Below are 22,656 nucleotides of genomic sequence, written 5' to 3'. Positions count from 1 at the left end.
TGAATGACCCGCGTAGCCACTATCCCGCTGCAACAGACCCTGTCCGGCGCGATCCAGCGCTCGCAACAGAGCCTGGCGACCAGCCAGCTCCAGCTCGCCACCGAGAAGAAGGTCAACGACTACGCCGGGCTCGGCCTTGACGCGGTGCGCACGCTGTCGGCCAAATCGATGCTGGCGCAGCAGGAAACCTACAAGACCAACGTCAGTCGGGTTTCGACCACGCTGTCGCTGTACCAGGCCAATATCGAGGCGATCGACAGTTCTATGGGCAGCCTGCGCGACGAGCTGTTCAGCGCGATCGGCACCGGCAATTCGCCCGGCCTGCAGGACATCATCACCGATGCCTTCGCGGATTTGCGCAGCGGCCTCAACGCCAAGGAGGCCGGCGTCCCGCTGTTCGCGGGATCGCAGACGTCAAGCACCCCGTTCCTGCCCAGGACGCTGGACGACCTGGCCGGGATCGCACCCGCGGACGCCTTCACGAACGACGCCGTGCGCCTTTCGACCCGTGCCGGCGACGGGCTGGATGTGCAGTATGGCATCGGTGCCAGCGATATCGGCAGCAAGCTGATCCCGGCGTTCCAGGCACTGGCCGCCGCCGGCCCCTACGGCGATACGCTGACGGACGAGCAGAAGCAGGCCGTCACGAACGCGCTCGATCTGCTCGATGCGGGCATCACCCAGGTCGGGGCGGTCAACGCGGCCAACGGGCGCAAGCAGGCCCAGGTGGAAACGCTGAGCGTGCGCGCCGCCGATCGCGTCACCCTCCTCAGCAACACGATCGGCTCGGTACAGAACGCCGATCTCGGCCAGGTCGCGGTGGATATCGCCCAGCGCCAGACCATCCTTCAAGCGAGCTACTCGGTATTCTCCCAGCTCAACGCGATGTCGCTGGCCAACTTCCTGAATTGATCGCGGGTAGCACTACCATCTCCCCGCCTCAGTGGGGCGGAGTTGGGGGTGGGGGAGCGTGCCGCAAGGCAGCGCGTCCAGTCTATCGTGGATACCCACCTGAAGGGTGGAGGAGCAAGGCGGCGAACGATCCGACATGCCTCACTTCGGCGTAGCGGGGTCTTTCTTTCCGGCCATCAGCAGATCGGCGAAATCGCCCGCCGGGCTGGCCGATGGAATCGCCGCCATCGCCTGCGCCAGCTTGCCGGGATCGACGGCACCCGGGGTGCCGGTCAGCATCTCGAACACCGGTGCGGAGGCGAGGCCCTTGAAGGCCGGGGCATAGCGGGCGTGGAGCCGGGTCAGCCCGTCGCCATTGCCGAGCATCGCCTGCGAGATCGCGTAGCGCAGGACTTGCGCCTGGGCCACGGGATCGAGCGCGCGGCCGGTCGGCAGGGCCGGGGCCGCGATATCGGCATAGCGCGCCCATTCGTGGCGCTGCCACAGGATCTCGCCCTGCAGCGCGCCTGACCCCGGCAATTCGTCCAGCGCCGCCATCGCCTCGTCCGTCCGGCCAAGCTGGGCCAGCGCCGCCGCCTCCACCCGCTTGCGTTCGGCCATCATGTCATCGGGCAGGCCGGGGTCGTTCGTCTCGCGCAGCGTGCGCAGGGCACGATCGGCCTTTCCGGCGAGGATGTAGAGCCCGGCCACCCGTGCCGACAGCGGCCCGCGCGCCAGATCGCCGGCGCGCTGGGTGAGCTGATAGGACAGGAGGTCCGCCGCGCGCTCGTAAAGGCCCGCCTGTTGCAGGCGCTCGGCCAGCCGGCTGGCCATCAGATCGCCCTCGGCCCCGGTCGGCGCGATGTCGCGGTAATCCCAGTACAGCCCCGCCGCTTGGTCGAGCGGCAGGTTGCGCGCCGGATCGATCGCGGCGCTGAGCCGGGTACGCAGGCCGGTGAGCAAGGACGGGTCCTTCACCGCCGCATCGTGATAGCGCACCAGCGCCGCCCCCGCCGACAGCGTCTGGGTCAGATTGTTCTGCTCCACGGCGATACCGTAAGCCAGCCTGAGCGCGCGTTCCTCGATGGCATCGCCGCGCCAGGAAAAGCGCACTTCGTTCAGTTCGCGCAAGGCGCTGCCCGGCGCGATCGCCTTGCGGGCGATATCGCTTTCCAGCATCGACAGCCGCGCATCCATGCGCTGCACCGGTGTGCCCGATTGCTCCACCCGCCCGAACCGCAACCGGGCGGCATCGGGGCGGCCCAGCGCAACTTCGGCCCGGCCGCGCAGGACATTGGCGGCGGGATCGCGATCGGGCAGGCCGGACAGCCAGCGCAGCGTCGCCTCGGGCTGGCCCGCCGCGAGACTGGCACCCGCGATTGCCAGCGCGAAGGGCGCAGGGCGCGATTTGTCCAGCGCGGGCACCGCGCACGCCATCTGTTGCAGCGCCGGTTCGGCCATCTCCGTCCCTGCCCCCGCCAGTGCCCGCATCCGCCACAGGCAGGCTTCGGGGTTGGTGGCAAGGCCCGGCATGTCGAGTTCGGCCAGCGCCGCGTCCGACCGGCCCAGCAGGGTCAGCGCCGCCCCATGCGCCAGCCGCCAGGCATCGACCATGCCAAGGTCCGGATCGTCCTGACGCATTGCCTCCAGCACGCCGATGGCTTCGGGCCCGCGCTCTGCCCCGATCAGGCTGCGCGCATAGTCCCAGCGCGCCGCCTGGCGCTGCGACGTATCGGCGGTGATGAGGCGATCCCACGCCAGCGCATCAGCCAGCGGTGCCCAGCCCGCGCCGCCGACGATCGCCGGGCGCTGCGCAAGGTCCGCCGCGAAGCCGGGCAGACGCGCGCCGACGGTAGGGCCGAGCACGCCGTAGGGCAGCAACGGGGCATCTGTCGTGGCGCATAGCAGCACCGCACCCAGCGCCAGCGCCGTGCCCCCCAGCAACCGCGACCGCATCAGAAATCCGCTGCGGACACGAGGCCGGACAGGATCAGCAAGGCTCCCCCGGCGACGCAGCCGATCAGGAACAGCATGACCAGCGCCATGCCGCTGAGGCCGTCGCCCCGCGCCCGTCCGCCGGACACCAGGCCATCGGCCCCCACCTGATCGCCACGACGGCGGCCCGGCGTCTGGCCCGCGGAAACGACCCGCATTTTGCCCGGACGCTGATCGCTGCTCATGGTTCAAGGACTCCTTAAGGGTCCCCCCATTATAGAGGGCAGGTGACCGGGACGGACCGGGCACCGGAGATCGAATTGAAATCCCTTCGCAGCCCCACAATGGTGAGCATCGTCGGTCTGTTGCCGCTGACTTGGGCCACTCCGGTCCTGCCGGCCAACACCGATGCGCGCAAGGCAGTGGAACTGCCGCCGCCTGATGCATCATTTCTGGCGATGGACCAGATCGACGCCCCGATCGTCGATTCGGGACATGTCGAAGGCGTGCTGCACGTAACCGTCACGGTTCAGGCCAAATCCGGCGAAGAAGCGTCGGCGATCGGCAAGCGCATGCCGCAACTGCGCGCCGCCGCCCTGCCCGCCACGATCGAATTTGCCAGCCTGCGCGCCTCGCCGTATGCACCGGTGGATGTGGAGCGGCTGGCACAGATGATCGCGACACCGGTCAAGCAAGCCGATCCGACGATCGCCAAAGTCCTGATCGTGCAGGTATCCGCTACCGAGCGCTAGGCGCTGCCTTGGCCGTGCCCTTCGCGGCCGGCGCAGCAACCACCCGCCGCCCGGCGAGCGCCATCGACAGCGCCACGGCCCCGTTGGGCGACATGTTCGCCATGATCTGCGCCGTCGCCCGTTCGCGCATCCGCGTCGCCACTTCGCGCTGAACTTCGAGGTCGAGCTTTTCGAAGATCGGCCCGGCTCGATTGGGCTTCATCGTCTGGTAGATCCGCGCCAGATTGTCATAAGGCACCGCCGGTCCGGCCGATCCTTGCGCCATCTTGGCGGCCGCCGCCTGCTGTTCCTGCTGCTGGCGAACCTGCCCGGCCAGCCGCGCCTCGCTCGCCTTTACCGCCTGCTCGCGCATGTCGAGCTTGCGCTTCTCAGCCGCCGTCATGGTATCACGCCGCGCCGCCGCTTCGCGCAGTGAAACGCCCAGACGGCTGGTGTCGGCGATGTCGGTGGTCGCTGCCACCGCAACGGCGTTGGCCACCGCCGCCAGGACGGCAACCCCAAGCAGCAGCCGGGTGGGCCGGGTCAGCGATCCGATCATGCCACGCGGTTACCGCGCCGGGACGACAGCGAGAAGACGATGCTGCGCAGATCGCGCCCCTCCTCGGCCGCGGCAGCGGCTTCCGATGCGATGACCGGCGCGGGGTCCTGCGCCGGCTCTGCCTCCATCTCGTCCACCCAGGATGCTGCCGGACGTGAGACCGGCCGCCCCCGCGCCGGGTCCGGATCGCGCGCCTTGTCGGACGCATCGAGGATGCGATCGGCCACCGAATTGCCCACCCCGATCATCAGCGAAAGCTCGTCGCGCAGTTCACGGGAAATCTCGATGATCTCGCCATAGGCCACCGCGTCGGTGGACAGCACCCGCTTGAGTTCGGCCAACACCAGCCGCGCTTGCTGGGTCGAGTTATCCAGCGCTTCCACCGCCCGTTCAAGCTGGCCGTCGCGCAGGGCGCGGATGCGGCGGTCCATCCGCATCGCCTGGATCATCACCAAGAGGCACATCAGCACGAGGGCGAGGTTGATCGCGGTGGTAACACTCATTTCGGATACCCCTTGGAAATATCGGTGACGAGGCGGATGGCGATGTTTCCCGAGCGCTGGCCGATATGCGCCCGCCCCAGCAGCAAGCCGCCGCAGTGGATCTGGAGCGCATCGTCAGGCCGGTGGCTGAAGGCGATGGTCTGGCCAACTTCAAGGCCGCGCACTTCGCGCAGCGGCATCATCTTCTCACCCAGCACGACATCCACCGTCACTTGCGTGTTGTAGAGTTCGCTCGCCATGTGCTGCGCCCACATCCGGTCGCGACCGGCCTTTTCACCCATGAACCGCTGCAGCAGCTTGTCGCGCACCGGCTCAAGGGTGGAATAAGGCAGCATGACCGACAGGGTTCCACCCCGGCCTTCCATCAGCACGGTATAAGTGGCGACGGCAGCGGCGTTGGTCGGCTCGGCGATGGCGGCGAAGCGCGGGCTCAGCTCCATCCGTTCCAGCCCCATCGCCACCGGGGCGATTTCCTCGAAGGCGCGGGCGAGATCGTCCAGCGCCATCTGCACCACGCGCGAGACCAGATTGGATTCGATGTTGGTGAAGGTGCGCCCTTCCGGCGGCAGCACCCGCCCGCCGCGCCCGCCCAGCAGCGCATCGACGATGTTGTACGTCAGCGCGGAATCGACCACGACCACGCCGTAGCTTTCCCAGGGTTTGACCTGGAACACCCCGAACATCGCCGGCAGGCGGACATTCTCCATGAAATCGCCGAACCGCACCGAAGTGATCGCATCGAGATTGATCTCGATCGCGTCCGAGGTGAGGTTGCGCATCGAAGTGGCGAAATTGCGCACCATGCGCTCGCACACCACTTCCAGCATCGGCAGGCGTTCGTGGTTGATGACGTTGGATTCGAGCACGGCCTTCAGCCCATGTCGGGGCACCGACTGGCCATCGACCGCCGCCAGCCGGATCGGATCGTCCACCCCGCCCGTCCCGGTGCCGCCCCCGCCGCTCATTGCTGGATCAGGTCCTGGATGAGCACGTCGCGGACCATGCCCTTGCCCAGCGCTTCGGTGCTGCGGCGGAGCATTTCCTCCTTGATCCGGAACACCGCTGCCGAACCGTTGAGATCGTCCGGACGCAGTTCGCGCAGGAACGGCTGGAGGGCGTCGAGGATCAGCGGCAGCCGCGCCTTGACCGCATCGGTCTTGCCATCGGCAGCGACGACGATGAAGCGCAGCTTGACGAACTTCGCCTGTGCCCCGCCGCCACGCAGGTTCACCATCATCGGCGGCACTTCGATATAGGCGGCGGACGGATCCGCATCCGCGTTTTCGCCGCCGCCATCGGCCTCTTCCGCCGGGGCTTCAGCCGGCTCGGCGGCCGCATGGCCGGTCCCGCGCTGGGTGAACCAGTAGACGCCGCCACCGCCCGCGAGCAGGCTGACGATCACCGCGCCGGCGACAATGGCGATCAGCCGGCCCTTGCCGGCGGGCTTTGCTGCCTCGCCTCCCGATCCTTCCGGGGCGCTGCCCGGTGCGGCATCGGTCTTTTCGTCGCTCACTGTCTACCTCTTCGAAAATTGCGGGGCCGCATCCGCGCCCGCGATTTCACTTCTATATATAGGATTGTCGTCCGGCCGGGGTGTGCCTGCGTCGGGTTATGCGGAATTATTTGCAAAGGTTGCGCCGTGGACGTTTCCTCCTTCGTCCTGCTGAGCCACGAACAGGCCCTCCGCCGCCAGCTCGACGTGGCGGCGAACAACATGGCGAACGTCTCCACCGCAGGGTACAAGCGCGAGCAGGCCGTGTTCCACGCCTATGTCGAAAACGCCACCGAAGCGCAGGTTCCCGATGCCCGCCAGACCGCCTACGTGCTCGACTACGGCGCGGTCCACGATATCGCGCAAGGGTCGTTCCAGGCCACCGGCAACCCGCTTGACGTGATGATCGAAGGGCCGGGCTATCTCAATATCGAGATGGCGGACGGATCGACCGGCTATACCCGCGCGGGGTTCATAAAGGTGCTCGACAGCGGCGAGCTGGCAACGTCCGGCGGGCAGCGCCTGCTGGACGAGAACGGCCGGCCGATCGCGATCCCGGCGGACCAGCTTGCCCAGGTCCGCATCACCGGCGACGGCACGGTGATGGCGGGCACCGATCCGGTGGGCCGCCTGGCGGTTACCAATTTCGACGACGAGAACCTGCTCGACGCGCGTGGCGACGGGGTGCTGACCGGCAGCGGCGGCCGGACGCTGAGCGCCGCCCAGACCAAGCTGCGTTCGGGCGGTGTCGAAGCTTCCAACGTCGAGCCGGTATCGGAAACGACGCACATGGTCGAAGTCCTGCGCTCCTACCAGACCAGCCAGCGCCTTTCATCCGATCTCGCCGACATGCGCCGCCGCGCCATCGATCGTCTCAGCAAGCTGGGCTAACCCCGAAGGAACCCGCCTCCCATGCGCTCGCTCTCCATCGCCTCGACCGGCATGCTGGCCCAGCAGACCAACGTCGATGTCATCTCGAACAACATCGCCAACATGAACACCAGCGGCTTCAAGCGGCAGCGCGCGGAGTTCCAGGACCTGCTCTACCAGCAGGTCTCGCGGCCCGGCGCCTCGACCAGTTCGGATGGGACCAAGGTGCCTTCGGGCATCCAGATCGGCGCGGGCGTCAAGACCGGCGGGGTCTATCGCATCACCGAGCAGGGATCGCTGACCAATACCGGCAACCCTTATGACATGGCGATCGACGGGCAAGGCTATTTCCAGGTCGCGCTGCCGACCGGCGAAACCGCCTATACCCGCGCCGGTTCGTTCCAGCTTTCCGATCAGGGCGAGCTAGTCACCACCGACGGTTACCGGGTGCAGCCCGACATCACCATCCCGCAAGGCGCGGTCAGCGTTTCGGTTTCCAAGACCGGCGAAGTGCAGGTGAAGCTTGACGGGCAGGCGACGATGCAGACCGTCGGCCAGCTCGAACTGGCGACCTTCATCAACGAGGCCGGCCTTGAAGCCATGGGGGACAGCCTGTTCATGGAATCGGGCGCATCGGGCCAGCCGATCGTCTCCACCCCGGGTCAGCCCGGTTTCGGCACGCTGAGCCAGGGCTTCATCGAAGCGTCGAACGTCAACCCGGTGTCCGAAATCACCGCGCTGATCACCGCGCAGCGCGCTTACGAGATGAACAGCCGCGTCCTCAAGACGGCTGACGAGATGCTGCAAACCTCGACGCAGACGGTCTGATGCTCGGCGCGCTGCTCTTTCTGGCGGCCGGCGTTCCCGCCGCCATGCCCGCCGGCGAGCCGACGCCGGTGCTGGTGCGCACGGTGGAGCGCGGCGAGATCCTGTCGGGCAGCGATTTCGAGACCGTGCGCGTGCCGGTCGCGGTCTCGCGCGGGGCGCTGACCCCCGGCGAGGCGGCAGGGCAGGAAGCGGTGCGGCGGATCGTCGCCGGCGCGCCGGTGCGTTCGGGCGATGTCGCTTCGGCCCGGCTGGTGCGACGGGGCGACAATGTCACCATCGCCATCGTCTCGGGCGCGCTGCGCATCACTTCGCCGGGCCGCGCGCTGGCCGATGCGGGCCGGGGCGAACCGGTGCGCGTCATCAGCCTGGCCACCAACCGCACACTCGAAGGCGTCGTCGCCGCCGCCGGCGAAGTCCGCATTCTCGCTCCCTAGGAACCGTGATGACCAAGCCCCTTTCCGCCGCCACCGGTGCCCTGCTTTCGGCCAGTCTGCTGCTGGCGGGCTGCGGTGCGGTCGGCCGTCTCCAGAATGTCGGCAAGGCCCCCAAGATGAGCGACCCCGGCGCACCGATCGCGCCGCGCCTCGAACCGTCGCTGGGCAACCACGCCACGAACGAAGCCACGCCCTCCGAAGGCCCGGCCGCCGTGGCCGAACAGGACCACGGGGCATCGCTGTTTCGCACCGGCGGCGGCGCATTCTTTCGCGATCAGCGCGCCTCGCGGGTGGGCGATATCGTCACCATCCGCATCAACATCGCCGATAACGCGCGGGTCGATAACGCCACCACCCGCACCCGCAACGGCAGTGAAGGCGGCGGCATCGCCGCGTTACTGGGCCTTGAAAACGTCATCCCGAAAATCCTGCCCGGCAAGAACGATCCCGGCAACCTGGTGAGCACCCAATCCAAGTCGAGCGCGGTCGGCGCGGGGAACACCACCCGTTCGGAACAGATCAACATGACCATGGCGGCCACCGTCACCACGGTGCTGCCCAACGGCAACCTGGCGATCCGGGGCAAGCAGGAAGTGCGGGTCAACTTCGAGCTGCGCGAACTGGTGGTATCGGGGGTGATCCGGCCCGAAGACATCGCCCGCGACAACTCGATCCGCCACAGCCAGATCGCTGAGGCCCGGATCAGCTACGGTGGCCGCGGCCAGTTGACGGATGCGCAGCAGGCCCGCTGGGGCCAGCAGATCTACGACGCGCTGTTCCCGTTCTGAGTTTAGTTTGAGGTCCACTGCCCCGCTTGTTGCGGATGAGTGCTTCCGGTAATGTGGGCTCTCTTTGCGGGCTTCAGCGTGGGGGCCCGATGGATGCTGAAACGAGTTCAGCATGACGTGGCATTTTAGGCCGAACGAGCCAGCCCACGCACCGCGCATTCCATAAGACGATCGTCATCCTGAACTGGTTTTAGGGTCCATCCCACGGTTTGCGCCTAAGCGAGGAACGGGCACCTCCTCCCGCCCCGGCGATGCGAGGGCGAGTTCAGCACAACAGCCTGACTCCACAAAACATTATAGTTTTTCCACAGGCCGCAACCATCCTTTAACCACTCATCCTAGAATAAGGGTGCACCCGTAACTCTCGGGAGCGCATTGGCCGCAGAATCGGCCGGTAACCTAGAAGGAAAATTGAAATGGCGTTTTCGGTCAACACCAACAGCGGCGCAATGGCGGCTCTCCAGAGCCTCAACTCCACCAACCGCTCGATGGAAACCACGCAGAGCCGTATCACCACGGGTCTGAACGTGGCGTCCACTAAGGATGACTCCGCGAAGTACACCGTTGCCCAGACCCTGCGCGGCGATCTCGGCAAGCTGGGCGCGGTCACCACCTCGCTCAACAACGCCAAGAGCGTCACGGATGTCGCGGTCGCCGGTGCCGAACAGATCTCCGACCTCGTCAACCAGATGAAGTCGAAGGCTCTCGAAGCATCGGACGCCGGCCTCGACAACGAAAGCCGCAAGGCGATCTCGAACGACCTGCTGACTCTGAAGAAGCAGATCAACACGGTCCTCGAAGGTTCGAGCTTTAACGGCACGAACCTGCTCAAGGGTACGGCAGCCACGGTTGCCACCGACGGTAAGGTGAGCGCTCTGCAGTCGATCAACGGCGATACGCTGACGGTCGCCAACCAGGCGCTGAGCGAAGCGGCTGATACGGCATTCGGCGCCTCGGGCACCGATACCGACATCACCAACGTCGGCCTCGACGATGATGGCACCGCCGGAACCGGTTCCGGCGCAGCCGATGCGCTCCTGACGAAGCTCGATTCGTTCTTCGATACGGTCAAGACCAGCCTGTCCGACCTGGGCGCTGGTTCGCGCCAGATCGAAGGCCAGCTCAGCTTCAACAGCAACCTGAACGACGTGATCTCCACGGGTATCGGCAGCCTTGTCGATGCCGACCTCGCGAAGGAATCGGCGAACCTTCAGGCCCTGCAGGTCCAGCAGCAGTTGGGCGTCCAGGCTCTGTCGATCGCCAATCAGGCCCCGCAGACGCTCCTGTCGCTCTTCCGTTAATAGCAGCAGGCTCCTCCGGCTTGCCGGGGGGACATTTCGGAAAGGCCGGGACGGTTCGCCGCCCCGGCCTTTCTTTTTGTCGATGCCCGGCGCGGTCAGGCTCTGCGGCGCACAGCCAAAAGGGCGGCGAACCTATAGTCCGCCGCCCCCTCTATCCTGTGGCCGGGCCGTCTACCCGGCTATCGCGCGTCCTCAGTATTTCTGCTGGCGCTCGTAAAGGTCGCGGTAGTGCTGGATGCGGGTCACCCGCAGGCCCTGCATGCCCGAGCGATCGACCGCGCGCTGCCACGAGGCGAATTCTTCCAGCGTGAGCTGATAGCGTTCACAAACCTCGTCGATCGTCAGCAGGCCGCCGTTGACGGCTGCGACGACTTCAGCCTTGCGGCGCACGACCCAGCGGCTGGTGCTGGGCGGCGGCAGCGAGTCCAGCGTCAGCGGTTCACCGAGCGGCCCGATAACCTGGGCTGGGCGTATTTTCTGGTTCTCGATCATTAGCGTCCTCGACCGCCGGTGGTGTGTCGCCCGGCGACTGGAGCTCTTTTGGCATCCGCTGATTTGAGATTGCTTGAAGCACTAGGGTTAACGAACATTGAGAAGTTACCGTAAGTAGTCATCGCGCTAGCGGCGTCGCTCGCAAAGCTGCCGCTGCCGGGCAGCCGCAAAGCGCCGTCCGGGGCATCGCCGGCATCGGCTTGGCCCTGGATATGGCGAGTCGCGAAAAGCCGGCTGCGCAGCGATTCCCAATCCGGCGCAGCGCCGGACGGCGGCAAAACCTCGCCGATTTCACGGTCCATCGGGCCCTCGGGCGCGATGTCTTGGGGGGTGGGCTTCGTCATGATCGAGGGTATAGCCCCGGCATGGTCAAGGGGAGGTAAAGACGCGCTTTACGACTTGTTGACCAAGTTGACCGCACCGCAAGGCCCGCCACTGACAGCAGTAGGAATGCAGCGCGTGACGCGGTAAGGGGGCGCGATGTCCTGTTCCGTCCCCGCCACCCCGGCCCACCCGGCAGACCCCGCTGCACTGGCCGCGCTGGATCATGGCGCGCTGTTCCAGTTGGCAGGGCCGCTGGCGGCGCGCCGGATCGTCGTTGCGATGTCGGGCGGGGTGGACAGTTCGGTGGTCGCAGCGCTGGCGGCGGCCAGCGGGGCGGAAACGATCGGCGTCACCCTGCAGCTTTACGATTATGGCGCGGCGACCGGGCGGAAGGGTGCCTGCTGCGCCGGCGACGACATTCGCGACGCCCGCGCGGTGGCCGATCGGCTGGGTATCGCCCACTATGTCTTCGACCATGAAAGCGCCTTTCGCGAAGAAGTGGTCGAACGCTTTGCCGACGATTACCTCGCCGGGCGCACGCCGATCCCGTGCATCCGCTGCAACATGGGGCCCAAGTTCACCGACTTGCTGGCGATGGCGCGCGATCTGGGCGCGGATTGCCTCGCCACCGGGCACTATGTCCGCCGGGTCGAGACGCCGGCGGGCGCACAACTGCACCGCGCCACCGATCCGGCGCGCGACCAGAGCTATTTTCTGTACGGCACGACCGGGGCGCAGCTCGATTTCCTGCGCTTCCCGCTGGGCGGCCTGCCCAAGAGCGAAACCCGCGTGCTGGCCCAGGCAGCAGGCCTGCGCGTGGCCGGCAAGCCCGACAGCCAGGACATCTGCTTCGTGCCCGATGGCGATTATGCCGCCGTGGTGCGCAAGGTCCGCCCCGGCGGCGATGCGCCCGGCGCAATCGTCCACGCCGAAACCGGCGCGCACCTCGGCAGCCATCGCGGCGTGATCCACTACACCGTCGGCCAGCGCCGGGGGCTGGAGATCGGCGGCCAGCCCGAACCGCTCTATGTCGTCGGGATCGACGCCGGGGCCCGCGAAGTGCGCGTCGGCCCGCGCCGCCTGCTCGCCGTCGGCAGCGCCCGGCTGGTCGAAACCAACCGCATCGGCCCGCTGCCCGAAGCTGGCGCGCGCCTCACCGCCAAGGTCCGCTCGCTCGCGAAGCCGGTGCCGATCGTGCTGGATGGTCCGCTGGGGGACGGCGCGGATACCACCATCCGCTTCGAACAGCCCGAATACGGCGTCGCCCCCGGACAGGCCGCCGTACTCTATTGCGGCGATCGGGTGATCGGCGGCGGCTGGATCGACGGAACCGCCCCGGCCGCCTGACCCGGCGCGGCGGTCAGTTGCTCCAGGGGCTGAGCCGGCAGCCGGTGGCGGGATCGAACGTGGCGCTCTGCGTCGCCAGCAGCGGCACCCGCGCGGTCATCGTGCGGGCGGCATCATCGGCCGACAGCATCACCAGCCCCGCCGTCTGCCCCAGCCCGGCCAGCGCGATATCCGCCTTGCACTGGCCTGTGCCCTGCCCCGAAACGAAGTGGCACACGCAGCCCACGCGCGCACCGTAAGCGGCGCTGGCCAGGGCATCGCGGCGCAGCGCCGTCCATGCCAGCGCCAGCAGCGCCGCCAGTCCAAGCATCAGCAGCAGCACGCTATTTCTTTTCCACCGCGAAGGTTGCCGCTGCGCCGGGCCGCCTCCGATTCCCGCTGTCTTGGCTGTTGCCATCCGCGCCTGCCTCGCACATCACACCCCGCGTCATGCCGGTGCGCCGCCTCTCCCTTATCGCCGCCTTGGCGATGCTGCCAGCCCTGACCGGCTGCGGCGGATCCCAGCCCGACGCGCCGCCCCCGCCCAGCCGAGAGGCCGAAGCCGCGATCGCCAGCGACGGCGGCGCGCCGCACGATGCGCTGGGCCGTGCGATCGATGCGCTGTTCGATGCCGATGCGGTCGGCGAAACGCGCGCGCTCCTCATCATGAAGCGCGGCTCGGTCATCGCAGAACGCTATGGCCCGGGGTTCGACGCCGGCTCGCGGCTGCAGGGCTGGAGCATGAGCCAGTGCCTCACCGCGCTCACGATCGGCCAGCTCGTCAGCGACGGCAGGCTGCGGCTGAACGAGACTGCCTCGATCCCGGCATGGCAGCGCCCCGGCGATCCGCGCGGCGCGATCATCCTCCGCCAGCTCCTGCAGATGCGCTCGGGCCTGCGCCACCGCGAGGATGCGGTGCCGGCGCGCACGTCCGACCGCTTCCGCATGCTGTTCCTCGACGGCCGCGACGATATGGCCGCCTATGCCGAGGCGCAGCCGCTGGCAGCACCCGCCGGTCAGGCCTTCGCCATCTCCTCGGCTACCGGCGTCATCCTGGCCGATCTCGCCGCCCGCGCGCTGACTGACAGCCGCGACCCGCGCGTCCGCGCCGCGCTCGTATCGGAATACATGCGCACCCGCATCCTCGAACCGGTCGGCATGACAAGCACTGTGATCGGCTTCGATCGCGCCGGCACCATGATCGGCTCGTCGATGATGGAAGCGACCGCGCGCGACTGGGCGCGGGTGGGCGAACTGCTGCGCCATACCGGATCGGTCAAGGGGGCGCAGATCCTGCCGCGCCGCTGGATACAGTTCATGCTGGCACCCTCGCCCCGCAATCCCGCCTATGGTGCCGGAGTCTGGCTCAATCGTCCGGCCGAAAAGGGATTGCCCAGCCCGCTATGGCCCGGCGTCGCGCCCGAAAGCCTGTTCGGCTGCCTGGGAGAACAAGGACAGGCGGTGCTCGGATCGCCGGACCAGCTTCTCACCGTGGTCCGCCTGGGTGCCACCGCGCCGGACAAGGCGGCCGCGCTGCACGATAGGCTGGGTGACCTGCTAGCCCTGTTCCCCGGCTACCGCTAGGCGGCCACGCCGCGCGCGCTTCAGACCGCGCGGGCGTTCTTGCTGCCGAACCGGCCGTGCTTGCGGAACTGGGTCAGCCAGCGATCGAGGAACAGCCCCAGCGGACGAGCGGCAACGCCCAGCTCCGCCACCCCGGGCAGCATACCGCTCGCCACGTTACCGGCCTTGAGCAGTGCCCACTGGTCCGCACTGATCGGCGTGCCGGGCAGCGCCGCGATCGCCCCGCTCACCGCATCGGGCAGCGCGACAAGGCCGGGCGCGCGACCTTCGGCGGCGGCGATCCGCTGGTGCAGGTCCATCATCGTCAGCACTTCGGGACCGGCGATCTCGTAGATCTTGCCACCATGCACGATGGGATCGGCCAAGGCGTTGGCGATCGCTTCCGCCGCATCGTCCACGAACAGCGGTTGCAGCCGCGCGGCGGGTCCGAACACCGGCAGCACCGGCCAGGTGCCGATGAGCCGCCCGAACATCATCAGGAAATTGTCATCCGGGCCGAACAGGATCGACGGGCGCACCACCGTCGCGCCGGGGAACGCCGCCAGCACTGCCGCTTCGCCGTCCGCCTTGGTGCGGGCATAGGCCACCTGCAACGCGCCATCCGCGCCGATCGCCGAGACGTGGACGAAAGCCCCGGCACCCGCCGCCGCAGCCGCCGCGGCAATCGCCCCCGCACCGCGCCCCTGCAGCGCGTCGAGGTCGCCGGCGAACGCGCCGACCAGATTGACCACCGCATCGGCCCCGGCCAGCGCGGCCGCCAGCGGCCCGGCCTGGGTCACGTCGATCCGGGCGAACTGCACCTGCCCCAGATTGCCCAGCGGCTTGAGCATATAGGCACGCTCGGGATGGCGGCTCGCCACCCGCAGCCGCGCCCCGCGCGCGAGCAGTTCCTGCGCCAGATGGCGGCCGACGAACCCGCTGCCGCCCAGCATGACCACGAGCTTGCCGTTAAGGGGATCGGGGAGGCCTTGGCGCATGATCGTATCCGTCCTTCGAACTGCTGTCTTGCGGGCGCGAAGCCGGGCACCCGCCCCGCGCCGTCACCGTGTCGCAGCCCTTGGCACAAGGCGGTTTGCGGAGCAACCGGACAGATGCCCGCCAACCCTGCCCGCCCCCGTGAAGCGGGGCCCTTGCAAGCCGAACGAAATTCCACCCACAAGCCCCGTTGACAACCCCCGCCCACCACCGTAGAGGCGCGCTCCTACCCAACGGGACAGCAGCCGCTGCCTCGTCCGTGCCCAGATGGCGGAATTGGTAGACGCACCGTCTTCAGGTGGCGGCGCTCGTAAGGGCGTGGAGGTTCGAGTCCTCTTCTGGGCACCATTTGTTCTCCTGGCAACGTCCAGGAACATCCAGCAAGAGGCTGGTTTTTCAGCATTTTTTAAGTGAGAATCGCCAGCAACCGTCCGGGGCGATCCACCCCAATCCGGCACGAGACCAACAGATTTGTTGGTGCTTTTGTTGGTGCTGGATCGGTCCGGCAAAGCTGGGACCAACACTATGCTGACTCATATCCAGATCGCTTCCGCCAAGCCCTCGGCGAAACCCTTCAACCTCTCGGATTCCCAGGGTCTTTTCCTCACCGTCCAGCCCAACGGCTCAAAGCTGTGGCGGCTTAGCTATCGCTACCTCGGTCGGCAGAAGACCCTTCATCTCGGGCCTTGGCCCGACGTGAGCTTGGCCGATGCCCGAGTGCGCCGAGATGCTGCCCGCAAGCAGATTGCGGCCGGGCTTGATCCCGCCCAGGAGAAGAAGCGTGCGCGCGTCACGGAAAAGATTGCCGCCGCGAACACCTTCAAGGATGTGGCGGAAGAATGGGTCGCCAAGTGCGAACGCGAGGAACGTGCCCCGATCACGCTCGAGAAGATTCGCTGGCTACTCGGCATGGCCTATCCGATGATCGGCACTCTCCCGATCTCGAAGATCACCCCCCAGGAGGTGCTGGCCGTCCTGCGGAAGGTGGAAGCGACGGGCCGTTACGAGAGCGCCCGCCGGATGCGCAGCGTGCTCAGCCGGGTATTTCGCTATGGAATCGCGACGGCACGAGCCGATCGCGATGTCGCGGCCGACCTGCGCGGCGCCCTCATCACGCCGAAGGTCCAGCACCTCGCGGCGATCACCACGCCCAAGGAAGCCGGCGGCCTTCTCCGCGCGATCGAAGGCTATACCGGTCACGAGATCACCGCCATCGCGCTTCGGCTGTCACCGCATCTGTTCGTGCGGCCGGGCGAACTGCGGAGTGCCGAATGGACGGAGTTCGACACGCCGGGCGCTGTCTGGTCGCTCTCGGCAGAGAAGATGAAGATGCGCCGACCCCATCGGGTGCCGCTCTCGCGGCAGGTGCTCGATATGCTCGAAGAACTCCAAGCCCTGACAGGTGATGGACGATTTCTCTTCCCGTCCTTCCGCTCGCCAAAGCAGTGCATGTCCGAGAACACCGTGAACGCGGCGCTGCGGCGGCTCGGCTATAGCCAGGAGGAGATGACGGCGCACGGCTTCCGCGCCATGGCAGCGACCCTGCTCAACGAAATGGGCATCTGGAACCCGGACGCTATCGAGAAGCAGCTTGCCCATCTCGACACTTCAATGGTGCGCCGCTCCCCGGCGCGGCCGGTCTCAACGACGCCATCGAACTGCTCGACGGCTGGCGTGACGCCCCGCCGCAAAGCCGCCAGGCCGCAGACGCCTATCGGGCCAACGCCGCGAGCCTGCCGACCGCTATTGCAAATCTCGGGCTCGAGGGACGCGCCGGTCGGTTCATGGTCGACGCCTCGAACGCTCGCGCCAAAGCAAAAGACCTTCAAGATTCCGACGTGCTCGCGTTCCTCGAATTGCATCCTGCGGTCTGGGCGATGCTTAAGGTCAGCCTTTAAATGACCCTTGCACCACCGGAGTTCGTATCGGACTTCCTCAATTTCATCGAAGAGCGCGAACAGCGCTTGCAGAACTGGGGCTTTTACGACGTCGCCTTTGACGAAGCCGACCTTGAGCTTTTGCTTGAAACCGAGGCTGGCGAGGGACTGCGTGATGCCTGGGCCGCGCTTGCCGACGGTGGCCTGGCGCTCGGTAGTTTGCTGACCGCCATGCGCCGCGCGGACCTCCTGTACCTGGTGCCCGACGGGTCCGGTCGAATACGCAGCCGTTTTGCCGAAGGCCTCCGGCTGCTTGCGCATCTGCGCCAGCGCTTCGACCATCAGGATTGGGCGAGCGGTCCCCGGCTCGTCTCGGACCTCAAGATTCATATGGCGCCGCGCCGCTATCCGGCGGTGGGCATCGCGACATCCGAAGCGTGGACGGCAATGGCGCCGCATGCGAGCGCGCCGGCGCTGCAGCGTGCAGTCTTCGATGCTCTCGCCTCGCGCCCCGGAGGCGGTGTGTTCACGTTTGCGGGTTTCCAGGTTCGGTCGTTCGAGCGCATCTTCGCAGCTTATGGCGCAGAGGAGCAAAGCGGCACTGTAGTCTGTGCAAGCACGGGTGCCGGCAAGACCAAAGCCTTTTACATCCCCGCCTTCACCGCGATCGCCGCTGAACTCGATCCGGCAAGCGCACCGTTCACCAAGGCGATCGCGGTCTATCCCCGTAACGTCCTGTTGGCCGATCAGCTGCGGGAAGCGGTCGCCGAGGCCGGCAAGCTCACCAGCCTGCTCGCAGCCCATGGCAAAAGGCCTATCACCATCGGCGCGCTGCTGGGCGACGTGCCGCCCGCTTCGCAATTCGATAACGCGACCAACAGCCCATTTCTCCGGAACTGGAAGCGCGTCCGTGACCGGGGATGGATCGTCCCGTTCCTGCGGGCGCCTTTTGATGCCGGCCGCGGGGAACTGATTTGGCTGGACGCCGATCGCCGAGCGGGACGCACCACGCTCTACCGGGCCGACGCGCTCGATGCACCGCCTGAAATCCCCGACGGTGTCATCCAACTCACCCGCGAGGGACTGCAGGCCAATCCGCCCGACATCCTCTTCCTCTCGCTCGAGATGATGCACCGCGAACTCGGCAACCCGCTTTGGTCACGCACGTTCGGCGTGGGCAGCGAGGACAAGCCGCGGCTTTTCCTGTTCGACGAGGTCCACAATTATAGCGGGCTGAGCGGTGCGCAGGCGCCATGGATCATCGCGCGCTGGCGCCAGGCCGCGAGGCTGTCGGGGCTTCATGTGGTAGGCCTTTCCGCCACCCTTCGCGATGCTCCCAAGCACCTTGCGACCATCGGCTGCGTCAACCCCGAACGCGTTGTCGAGTGCACACCGACCGATGACGAACTCGAACCCGAAGGCCGAGACTATACGGTCCTGGTCAAAGGGGATGCCGCATCCGGCGCTTCGCTGCTCGCCACATCGATCCAAACAGCGATGCTGCAATCACGGCTTCTGACACCGCGTCACGTCGCTTATCCAGCACGCGACAGCCTTGCCGCACGCACGCTCTATCTCCGCAAGGTGTTTGGATTTACCGACCAGCTCGACAGCCTCAATCGCTGGCTGCCCGATCTTGCCGACGCGGAATGGCGGCGCCTTGCGCAATATCGTGAGCCGCCCGCGAAATCGGGTCAAAGCGTGACACCCGCAACCGAGCGCGCCATGCTTGCTGACGGACAGATCTGGTCCTTGTCCGACAGCCTTGGCTACGATCTCCAGCAGTCCTTGCAAGTCAGTCGGTGCTCTTCGCAAGATCCCGGCGCGGACACGACCTCGGATATCATCGTCGCTACCGCAAGCCTCGAGGTGGGCTACGACGATCCCGATGTAGGAGCCATGGTTCACCACAAAGCACCGCGCAGCATCGCTTCGTTCCTCCAGCGCAAGGGACGCGCCGGTCGTACCAGGGGATCGCGGCCGACCACGCTCGTGGTCCTGTCCGATTGGGGCCGGGACCGCTGGCTCTTCCAGAACAGCGATCGGCTATTCCAGCCTGAAATCGAACCGATCAAGGTTCCGGTTCTCAATCCCTATGTCCAGCACGTCCAGGCCACCAGTTTCCTGCTCGATTGGCTCGGTCGGCGCATCGGCGCGCCCGATCCGATTCGCTTTCTGCGGCGTCCCGAATCCTATATGGCTGCGGCCCAGCGCCGCGCGGCAGGCCTTCTCCGCCGGTTGCTCGAACTTGGCGATGACTACACCGCCTTCCGCCGTGAACTAGGGTGGGTCATTCGCCACACGCAGCGCTTCCGCGCCGCCAGTGACGACGACATCGATCGTCTTGTCGATGCCATGCTGTGGGAAGCGCCGCGCCCGGTGCTGCGGCATGCGGTCCCGGCCTTGCTTCGTAAGCTCGAGACGGGCTGGCGGTTTGCCGACCCGCAGCGCAGTGATGTACGCGAAGAAAGCGGCGCCCGCCAGCCGCTGCCGAGCTTCATACCTTCGGCATCCTTCGCCGAACTTGCGGCTTCGGATGTTGTCGTCGAATTTCCCGGCACCGACAAGGACAGCGAGACACGCGGAATCGCCTCGCAATTGATGGAATCCTGTCCTGGCCGCGTTTCCAAGCGTTTTTCGGTCGGACGGCGTGAAAAAGGCTATTGGCTGGTCGGCTCGGATCAGCTGTTGAATACTGCAAGCCCGGTGCTGCTGTCGCCGCGGCTCCTGTTCCCTGAGAGCATCGCTGTCGGCGACAATCCCGCCGCCGCGGCGCTGCAGCCGATCCGAATGGCGTTCGCCGAGCGACCGGCAATGGTCAAGGACAGCAGTAACGCGCGTTGGCTGTGGGGGACCAGCGCGTCGCCGGTCGGCGATGGCCGCCCGCTCCCTTTGTTCGCAGGAGCGCAGTGGCAGTCGGTCTTCTCGGACAGCCGGGCGTATCTGCACGGAGACCTCAACGCCGTTCAGGTTCGGCGCAGGACCAGCGAAGGACAGTTCGACATCCTCTTGCGGGGCGGCGTCGAACGCCGCGGCACCGTGCTACTCGGGTCAATCGGCGAAGGTTCGGCGGTACAGCGTGAACCGATCGGCTTCGAGCAAACCGTCGACGCCCTGATTTTCACGGTCCAACCTGACCATCTTGCCTCGACACCCGATCTCGACGCGGCTTCGATCGGAAGACTGCGCCAGGACTATTTCAAGCATCTGCTCCTGACTTCGCCGGCGCTCCGCGAGGCCGCGAGCAGCTTCACGCTCGAATGGGTTTGGCAGACCAGCCTGGCGATGCTGACCGCGAAAGCATTGGAGGGGGACTGTGGCCTCGAAGCCGCGCAGGCAACGCTGGAAGGCAGGCGTGTCGAAATGATCGGGCGCGTATTGACGCGGATGTATAGCGTGAACGCTTTTGATGACGATGATCCGGACGACCATGACGCGGGCGGGCGCGCGCGGCTGCGGCTGGAAAGCCTGTGGGCCGACCCTGTCAGTGCCGCCGAAATTCGTCGGGCCGAGGCTGTACTCTGGCGCCACCTCGATGCGGACTTCGAGACTTGGCTTCGCCAGCGCCACCTCCGTTCGCTCGCCGAAGCCTGCCTTGCGGGTGTTCTGACGATTGCCGGGGATGTCGGCGATGGCGACCTGATCGCCGACGTTCTCGACGAGGAGGACGGAGCAAGGATCATCATTTCCGAAACGGCGCCGGGCGGCATCGGCCAGATCGAAGCTTTCGTGCAGGCCGCGCTCGACGGGGCCGGAGCGTTCGAACGCGCCTTCGCGCATGCACTCGGCTTTTGCAGCCGAGCATATACGGCAGAAAATTTGCTCGCCGTTGTCGCCAATGTCAGATCAGCAGGAACATTGGCATCGATATTCTCGGACGTGCGGCACGCGCGGGGCTATCAGCAGACCATCTTGGCTCAGATGGCCCTGACCGATACCCTGGAGGCTGCCGGCCATGGCGCTTCTCGCCAGGACGTCGTCAGCGTCGCTGGCCGACTACTCCGGTCGGGCACCGAGACCGCCACCGATGCCTGGTTCGATGGCCTCAATCGACTCTGGAGCGAGCGGGAAGCACGCCTCGGCGCGCCCATCGATCCACGGGTGTTCGCTTATCTTCTCGTCGACTCGCCCATCGTTCGCCGGCGCTTCTCGGCGATGATCACGCGCCTGACAGGCCAGGTTCCATCCGAGGCCCAGTTGTTCGCCCGCGCGCAGGATTTCCTGGCCGAAGGCTGCCATGACAGCTGCCCGCAATGTCTACGCAACAGCAACCGTTTCGCCATGGACATTCAGCCGTCGCGAAGCCTTAGCCGGCAATGGCTCGAGCAACAGCACGCGGCGCTGCGTGAGGTCGAAGTGTCGCCGGGTTGGGTCGAGCGGCTGCGCCACCTCCTCACACAGGCTGATCGCGTGGTGGTGGTCGGGCGGTCCAACGATCACGCCGAGATCGCGCAAACTCTTCAAACCCTGCTCACCGAGCCGTTTGAACGGGACTATCTGATGGTCTGGCCGATTCTTTCCGCCGTCCACCGCGCGCACGACACCTGGCGGGTCGAGATCGAGCTGCGCAGCATGGGGGTGCAATGATGCGCTCCCAACTCCAAAGTCGCGACATCTGGACCCATGGCGGCGGATGGCCGCTTCCCGATCTGCTGCGCTCCGCCTTCGCATCGCTGCTGTTACTCGATTCGTCGGATCGACCGGCCTATTTCGCCAGCCCGTGGATCACTGACTTCGATCTCTTCGACAATCGTTTCCGCGACTATGCCGCTCTCTTCCCGCGGCTTGCTGATGAGCCGTGGATCCGCTTTTCGCATTATCTCGCCAAACTCTCGACCAAGCTGGACGTCCGATTGCTCACCACCGACAATGACCGGTCCGGAGCCTTCATGAGCTTGCCGACCCTGAGAGCCTCGCCTCGGATCGCCTGCCGGCTCGGCGACAGCAAGTTTCACGAGAAAGGCATCCTCGCGCCGACCTTCTACATCGAAGGTTCGATGAACATCACGCACCATGGCGTGCGCGTCCGCGGTGAAAAGATCGTGTATCACAGCGTCATTGGTGTCGGCCTGGCGATATCATCTTCGGTGTCCATGGGGATCGGCATCCTTTGCGGGATCGTGACCGTGCGGTCGCGGCACCGGGGATGCCGCCGGGAACACCGGCCGGGCAGTGTCGATAGCCGATCGACGATATTCGACACACCTCGGAGGAAAGCGGTGCGGGTTACGCCGGGAGGCACGGGTCCGAAGGCCCGTGCGACGGAAAGCGGACACAAGCAGACGCCCCCGCCTGCAAGGTCCCTCGCGAGCTATGGCAAATCCGGCTCACCGCTCAGGTCCCGCGCGCCGAAGCGCGCGGGACGCTGTGTTCAGCGCGACCAGATGAGCTTGTGCTCGCCGTTGTCGCCCTGCGTCAGGGTGGCGTAGATGGGCGCCGGGAAGGACGGATCGTCGAGCTTGAGGCTCAGATATTCCGCGCCGGTGTCGCGTGCCGCCTTGGTCCAGCCCGCGCCGAACTCGACGCCACCGGCGATTACACGATGATCCGGTGCCTTGTCGTGCTCGCGATCGACGGGCCGGATGCTGGCCTTGACGCGAAGGGTGAGGGTCCGGATTTCGCCGTTGTAGACGCCGCCGTCGCCGCGGGTGAAGCTGCCAATCTGTGCCATGATAACCTCCATTCGATGGGTCGATGCCGCCCCATGCGGCCTCGATGCGGTTGTCAGGCCGCGGGCCTGACGGCG

The 22,656-nt window shown here is 66.6% G+C and carries 23 protein-coding genes and 1 tRNA gene; 13 read left to right on the top strand and 11 right to left on the bottom strand.

Annotated elements, in window-relative coordinates:
- Positions 1-3: 3 nt before the first annotated feature.
- Positions 4-912 (top strand): flagellin, encoded by a 909-nt coding sequence (locus tag IE122_RS07165; protein WP_189620426.1) that lies wholly within the window; start codon positions 4-6, stop codon positions 910-912.
- Between the two features lie 141 nt (positions 913-1,053).
- On the opposite strand, the gene IE122_RS07160 is transcribed toward IE122_RS07165, so the two are convergent.
- Both IE122_RS07160 and IE122_RS07155 read right to left on the bottom strand, forming a co-directional pair.
- On the bottom strand, positions 1,054-2,847 hold the full coding sequence (locus tag IE122_RS07160; protein ID WP_189620425.1) for a hypothetical protein: 1,794 nt from the start codon (positions 2,845-2,847) through the stop codon (positions 1,054-1,056).
- Positions 2,847-3,071 carry a hypothetical protein gene (locus tag IE122_RS07155; RefSeq protein WP_189620424.1) on the bottom strand — a complete coding sequence of 75 codons (225 nt, stop codon included), beginning with the start codon at positions 3,069-3,071 and terminating at the stop codon, positions 2,847-2,849. Before IE122_RS07155 ends, IE122_RS07160 begins: the two co-directional genes overlap by 1 nt.
- Positions 3,072-3,170: 99 nt before the next feature.
- On the opposite strand from IE122_RS07155, the gene IE122_RS07150 reads away from it, so the two are divergent.
- Positions 3,171-3,578 carry a hypothetical protein gene (locus IE122_RS07150; protein ID WP_189620423.1) on the top strand — a complete coding sequence of 136 codons (408 nt, stop codon included), beginning with the start codon at positions 3,171-3,173 and terminating at the stop codon, positions 3,576-3,578.
- On the opposite strand, the gene IE122_RS07145 is transcribed toward IE122_RS07150, so the two are convergent.
- From IE122_RS07145 to IE122_RS07130, 4 genes are read right to left on the bottom strand one after another with little or no spacing between them, the layout of a single operon-like run.
- Positions 3,565-4,116, bottom strand: coding sequence for a MotE family protein (locus IE122_RS07145; protein ID WP_189620422.1), 552 nt, complete (start codon positions 4,114-4,116; stop codon positions 3,565-3,567). The two genes, IE122_RS07150 and IE122_RS07145, sit on opposite strands and share 14 nt — an antisense overlap.
- Positions 4,113-4,619: a DUF6468 domain-containing protein gene (locus tag IE122_RS07140; protein ID WP_189620421.1), complete on the bottom strand. Its 507-nt coding sequence runs from the start codon at positions 4,617-4,619 to the stop codon at positions 4,113-4,115. Before IE122_RS07140 ends, IE122_RS07145 begins: the two co-directional genes overlap by 4 nt.
- A complete protein-coding gene (gene fliM / locus IE122_RS07135) occupies positions 4,616-5,584 on the bottom strand; it encodes a flagellar motor switch protein FliM (RefSeq protein ID WP_189620420.1) in 969 nt (322 codons plus the stop codon). The genes IE122_RS07140 and fliM overlap by 4 nt, the downstream gene beginning before the upstream one ends.
- Complete coding sequence (locus tag IE122_RS07130; protein ID WP_189620419.1) at positions 5,581-6,132, bottom strand: flagellar basal body-associated FliL family protein; 552 nt, start codon at positions 6,130-6,132, stop codon at positions 5,581-5,583. Before IE122_RS07130 ends, fliM begins: the two co-directional genes overlap by 4 nt.
- A gap of 126 nt (positions 6,133-6,258) precedes the next feature.
- Between IE122_RS07130 and IE122_RS07125 the strand changes: the two genes are divergently transcribed.
- The 5 genes from IE122_RS07125 to IE122_RS07105 all read left to right on the top strand — a co-directional run bounded on the left by IE122_RS07125 (position 6,259) and on the right by IE122_RS07105 (position 10,332).
- On the top strand, positions 6,259-7,002 hold the full coding sequence (locus tag IE122_RS07125; protein ID WP_189620418.1) for a flagellar hook-basal body protein: 744 nt from the start codon (positions 6,259-6,261) through the stop codon (positions 7,000-7,002).
- A gap of 21 nt (positions 7,003-7,023) precedes the next feature.
- Positions 7,024-7,809, top strand: a complete 786-nt coding sequence (flgG, locus tag IE122_RS07120) for a flagellar basal-body rod protein FlgG (RefSeq protein ID WP_189620417.1) — start codon at positions 7,024-7,026, stop codon at positions 7,807-7,809.
- On the top strand, positions 7,809-8,243 hold the full coding sequence (gene flgA, locus IE122_RS07115) for a flagellar basal body P-ring formation chaperone FlgA (protein WP_189620416.1): 435 nt from the start codon (positions 7,809-7,811) through the stop codon (positions 8,241-8,243). The genes flgG and flgA overlap by 1 nt, the downstream gene beginning before the upstream one ends.
- An 8-nt stretch (positions 8,244-8,251) precedes the next feature.
- Entirely contained in the window at positions 8,252-9,031 is a 780-nt protein-coding gene (gene flgH, locus IE122_RS07110; RefSeq protein ID WP_189620415.1) for a flagellar basal body L-ring protein FlgH, read from the top strand.
- 416 nt (positions 9,032-9,447) lie between these two features.
- Positions 9,448-10,332, top strand: coding sequence for a flagellin (locus tag IE122_RS07105; RefSeq protein WP_189620414.1), 885 nt, complete (start codon positions 9,448-9,450; stop codon positions 10,330-10,332).
- A 192-nt stretch (positions 10,333-10,524) separates the two neighbouring features.
- Here the strand turns inward: IE122_RS07105 and sciP are convergent, their stop codons facing one another.
- Positions 10,525-10,824, bottom strand: a complete 300-nt coding sequence (sciP, locus tag IE122_RS07100) for a CtrA inhibitor SciP (RefSeq protein WP_189620413.1) — start codon at positions 10,822-10,824, stop codon at positions 10,525-10,527.
- Positions 10,824-11,168, bottom strand: coding sequence for a hypothetical protein (locus tag IE122_RS07095; RefSeq protein ID WP_229813870.1), 345 nt, complete (start codon positions 11,166-11,168; stop codon positions 10,824-10,826). The genes sciP and IE122_RS07095 overlap by 1 nt, the downstream gene beginning before the upstream one ends.
- Before the next feature lie 136 nt (positions 11,169-11,304).
- On the opposite strand from IE122_RS07095, the gene mnmA reads away from it, so the two are divergent.
- Complete coding sequence (gene mnmA / locus IE122_RS07090) at positions 11,305-12,495, top strand: tRNA 2-thiouridine(34) synthase MnmA (protein WP_189620411.1); 1,191 nt, start codon at positions 11,305-11,307, stop codon at positions 12,493-12,495.
- 13 nt (positions 12,496-12,508) lie between these two features.
- Here mnmA and IE122_RS07085 read toward each other — a convergent pair whose 3' ends face one another.
- A complete protein-coding gene (locus tag IE122_RS07085; RefSeq protein WP_229813868.1) occupies positions 12,509-12,817 on the bottom strand; it encodes a hypothetical protein in 309 nt (102 codons plus the stop codon).
- Between the two features lie 107 nt (positions 12,818-12,924).
- Here IE122_RS07085 and IE122_RS07080 point away from each other — a divergent pair, with 107 nt between their 5' ends.
- On the top strand, positions 12,925-14,058 hold the full coding sequence (locus IE122_RS07080; protein ID WP_189620409.1) for a serine hydrolase domain-containing protein: 1,134 nt from the start codon (positions 12,925-12,927) through the stop codon (positions 14,056-14,058).
- 20 nt (positions 14,059-14,078) lie between these two features.
- Here IE122_RS07080 and IE122_RS07075 read toward each other — a convergent pair whose 3' ends face one another.
- Positions 14,079-15,035, bottom strand: coding sequence for an NAD(P)H-binding protein (locus tag IE122_RS07075; RefSeq protein WP_189620408.1), 957 nt, complete (start codon positions 15,033-15,035; stop codon positions 14,079-14,081).
- A gap of 259 nt (positions 15,036-15,294) precedes the next feature.
- Between IE122_RS07075 and IE122_RS07070 the strand changes: the two genes are divergently transcribed.
- From IE122_RS07070 to IE122_RS07055, 4 genes are all read left to right on the top strand, one after another.
- A tRNA-Leu gene (locus tag IE122_RS07070) sits at positions 15,295-15,381 on the top strand.
- Between the two features lie 177 nt (positions 15,382-15,558).
- A complete protein-coding gene (locus IE122_RS07065) occupies positions 15,559-16,935 on the top strand; it encodes a tyrosine-type recombinase/integrase (RefSeq protein WP_229813866.1) in 1,377 nt (458 codons plus the stop codon).
- Positions 16,932-21,497: a protein DpdJ gene (gene dpdJ, locus IE122_RS07060; RefSeq protein ID WP_189620407.1), complete on the top strand. Its 4,566-nt coding sequence runs from the start codon at positions 16,932-16,934 to the stop codon at positions 21,495-21,497. The genes IE122_RS07065 and dpdJ overlap by 4 nt, the downstream gene beginning before the upstream one ends.
- Complete coding sequence (locus IE122_RS07055; protein ID WP_189620406.1) at positions 21,494-22,339, top strand: hypothetical protein; 846 nt, start codon at positions 21,494-21,496, stop codon at positions 22,337-22,339. The genes dpdJ and IE122_RS07055 overlap by 4 nt, the downstream gene beginning before the upstream one ends.
- Here IE122_RS07055 and IE122_RS07050 read toward each other — a convergent pair.
- Positions 22,282-22,581: a DUF736 domain-containing protein gene (locus IE122_RS07050; RefSeq protein WP_029624762.1), complete on the bottom strand. Its 300-nt coding sequence runs from the start codon at positions 22,579-22,581 to the stop codon at positions 22,282-22,284. The genes IE122_RS07055 and IE122_RS07050 overlap by 58 nt on opposite strands.
- Positions 22,582-22,656 lie beyond the last annotated feature (75 nt).

This window comes from Novosphingobium colocasiae (genome assembly GCF_014652555.1).
GTDB lineage: Bacteria > Pseudomonadota > Alphaproteobacteria > Sphingomonadales > Sphingomonadaceae > Novosphingobium > Novosphingobium colocasiae.
This window is presented reverse-complemented; position numbering and strand designations above follow the sequence as displayed.

Coding starts and splice junctions, on each gene's coding strand:
- IE122_RS07155 (WP_189620424.1), bottom strand. CDS start 3,071: ATGAGCAGCGATCAGCGTCCGGGCAAAATGCGGGTCGTTTCCGCGGGC.
- IE122_RS07165 (WP_189620426.1), top strand. CDS start 4: ATGACCCGCGTAGCCACTATCCCGCTGCAACAGACCCTGTCCGGCGCG.
- dpdJ (WP_189620407.1), top strand. CDS start 16,932: ATGACCCTTGCACCACCGGAGTTCGTATCGGACTTCCTCAATTTCATC.
- IE122_RS07105 (WP_189620414.1), top strand. CDS start 9,448: ATGGCGTTTTCGGTCAACACCAACAGCGGCGCAATGGCGGCTCTCCAG.
- IE122_RS07150 (WP_189620423.1), top strand. CDS start 3,171: ATGGTGAGCATCGTCGGTCTGTTGCCGCTGACTTGGGCCACTCCGGTC.
- IE122_RS07050 (WP_029624762.1), bottom strand. CDS start 22,581: ATGGCACAGATTGGCAGCTTCACCCGCGGCGACGGCGGCGTCTACAAC.
- flgG (WP_189620417.1), top strand. CDS start 7,024: ATGCGCTCGCTCTCCATCGCCTCGACCGGCATGCTGGCCCAGCAGACC.
- IE122_RS07145 (WP_189620422.1), bottom strand. CDS start 4,116: ATGATCGGATCGCTGACCCGGCCCACCCGGCTGCTGCTTGGGGTTGCC.
- flgA (WP_189620416.1), top strand. CDS start 7,809: ATGCTCGGCGCGCTGCTCTTTCTGGCGGCCGGCGTTCCCGCCGCCATG.
- IE122_RS07095 (WP_229813870.1), bottom strand. CDS start 11,168: ATGACGAAGCCCACCCCCCAAGACATCGCGCCCGAGGGCCCGATGGAC.
- flgH (WP_189620415.1), top strand. CDS start 8,252: ATGACCAAGCCCCTTTCCGCCGCCACCGGTGCCCTGCTTTCGGCCAGT.
- IE122_RS07075 (WP_189620408.1), bottom strand. CDS start 15,035: ATGCGCCAAGGCCTCCCCGATCCCCTTAACGGCAAGCTCGTGGTCATG.
- fliM (WP_189620420.1), bottom strand. CDS start 5,584: ATGAGCGGCGGGGGCGGCACCGGGACGGGCGGGGTGGACGATCCGATC.
- IE122_RS07080 (WP_189620409.1), top strand. CDS start 12,925: ATGCCGGTGCGCCGCCTCTCCCTTATCGCCGCCTTGGCGATGCTGCCA.
- IE122_RS07065 (WP_229813866.1), top strand. CDS start 15,559: ATGCTGACTCATATCCAGATCGCTTCCGCCAAGCCCTCGGCGAAACCC.
- IE122_RS07055 (WP_189620406.1), top strand. CDS start 21,494: ATGATGCGCTCCCAACTCCAAAGTCGCGACATCTGGACCCATGGCGGC.
- IE122_RS07160 (WP_189620425.1), bottom strand. CDS start 2,847: ATGCGGTCGCGGTTGCTGGGGGGCACGGCGCTGGCGCTGGGTGCGGTG.
- IE122_RS07140 (WP_189620421.1), bottom strand. CDS start 4,619: ATGAGTGTTACCACCGCGATCAACCTCGCCCTCGTGCTGATGTGCCTC.
- mnmA (WP_189620411.1), top strand. CDS start 11,305: ATGTCCTGTTCCGTCCCCGCCACCCCGGCCCACCCGGCAGACCCCGCT.
- sciP (WP_189620413.1), bottom strand. CDS start 10,824: ATGATCGAGAACCAGAAAATACGCCCAGCCCAGGTTATCGGGCCGCTC.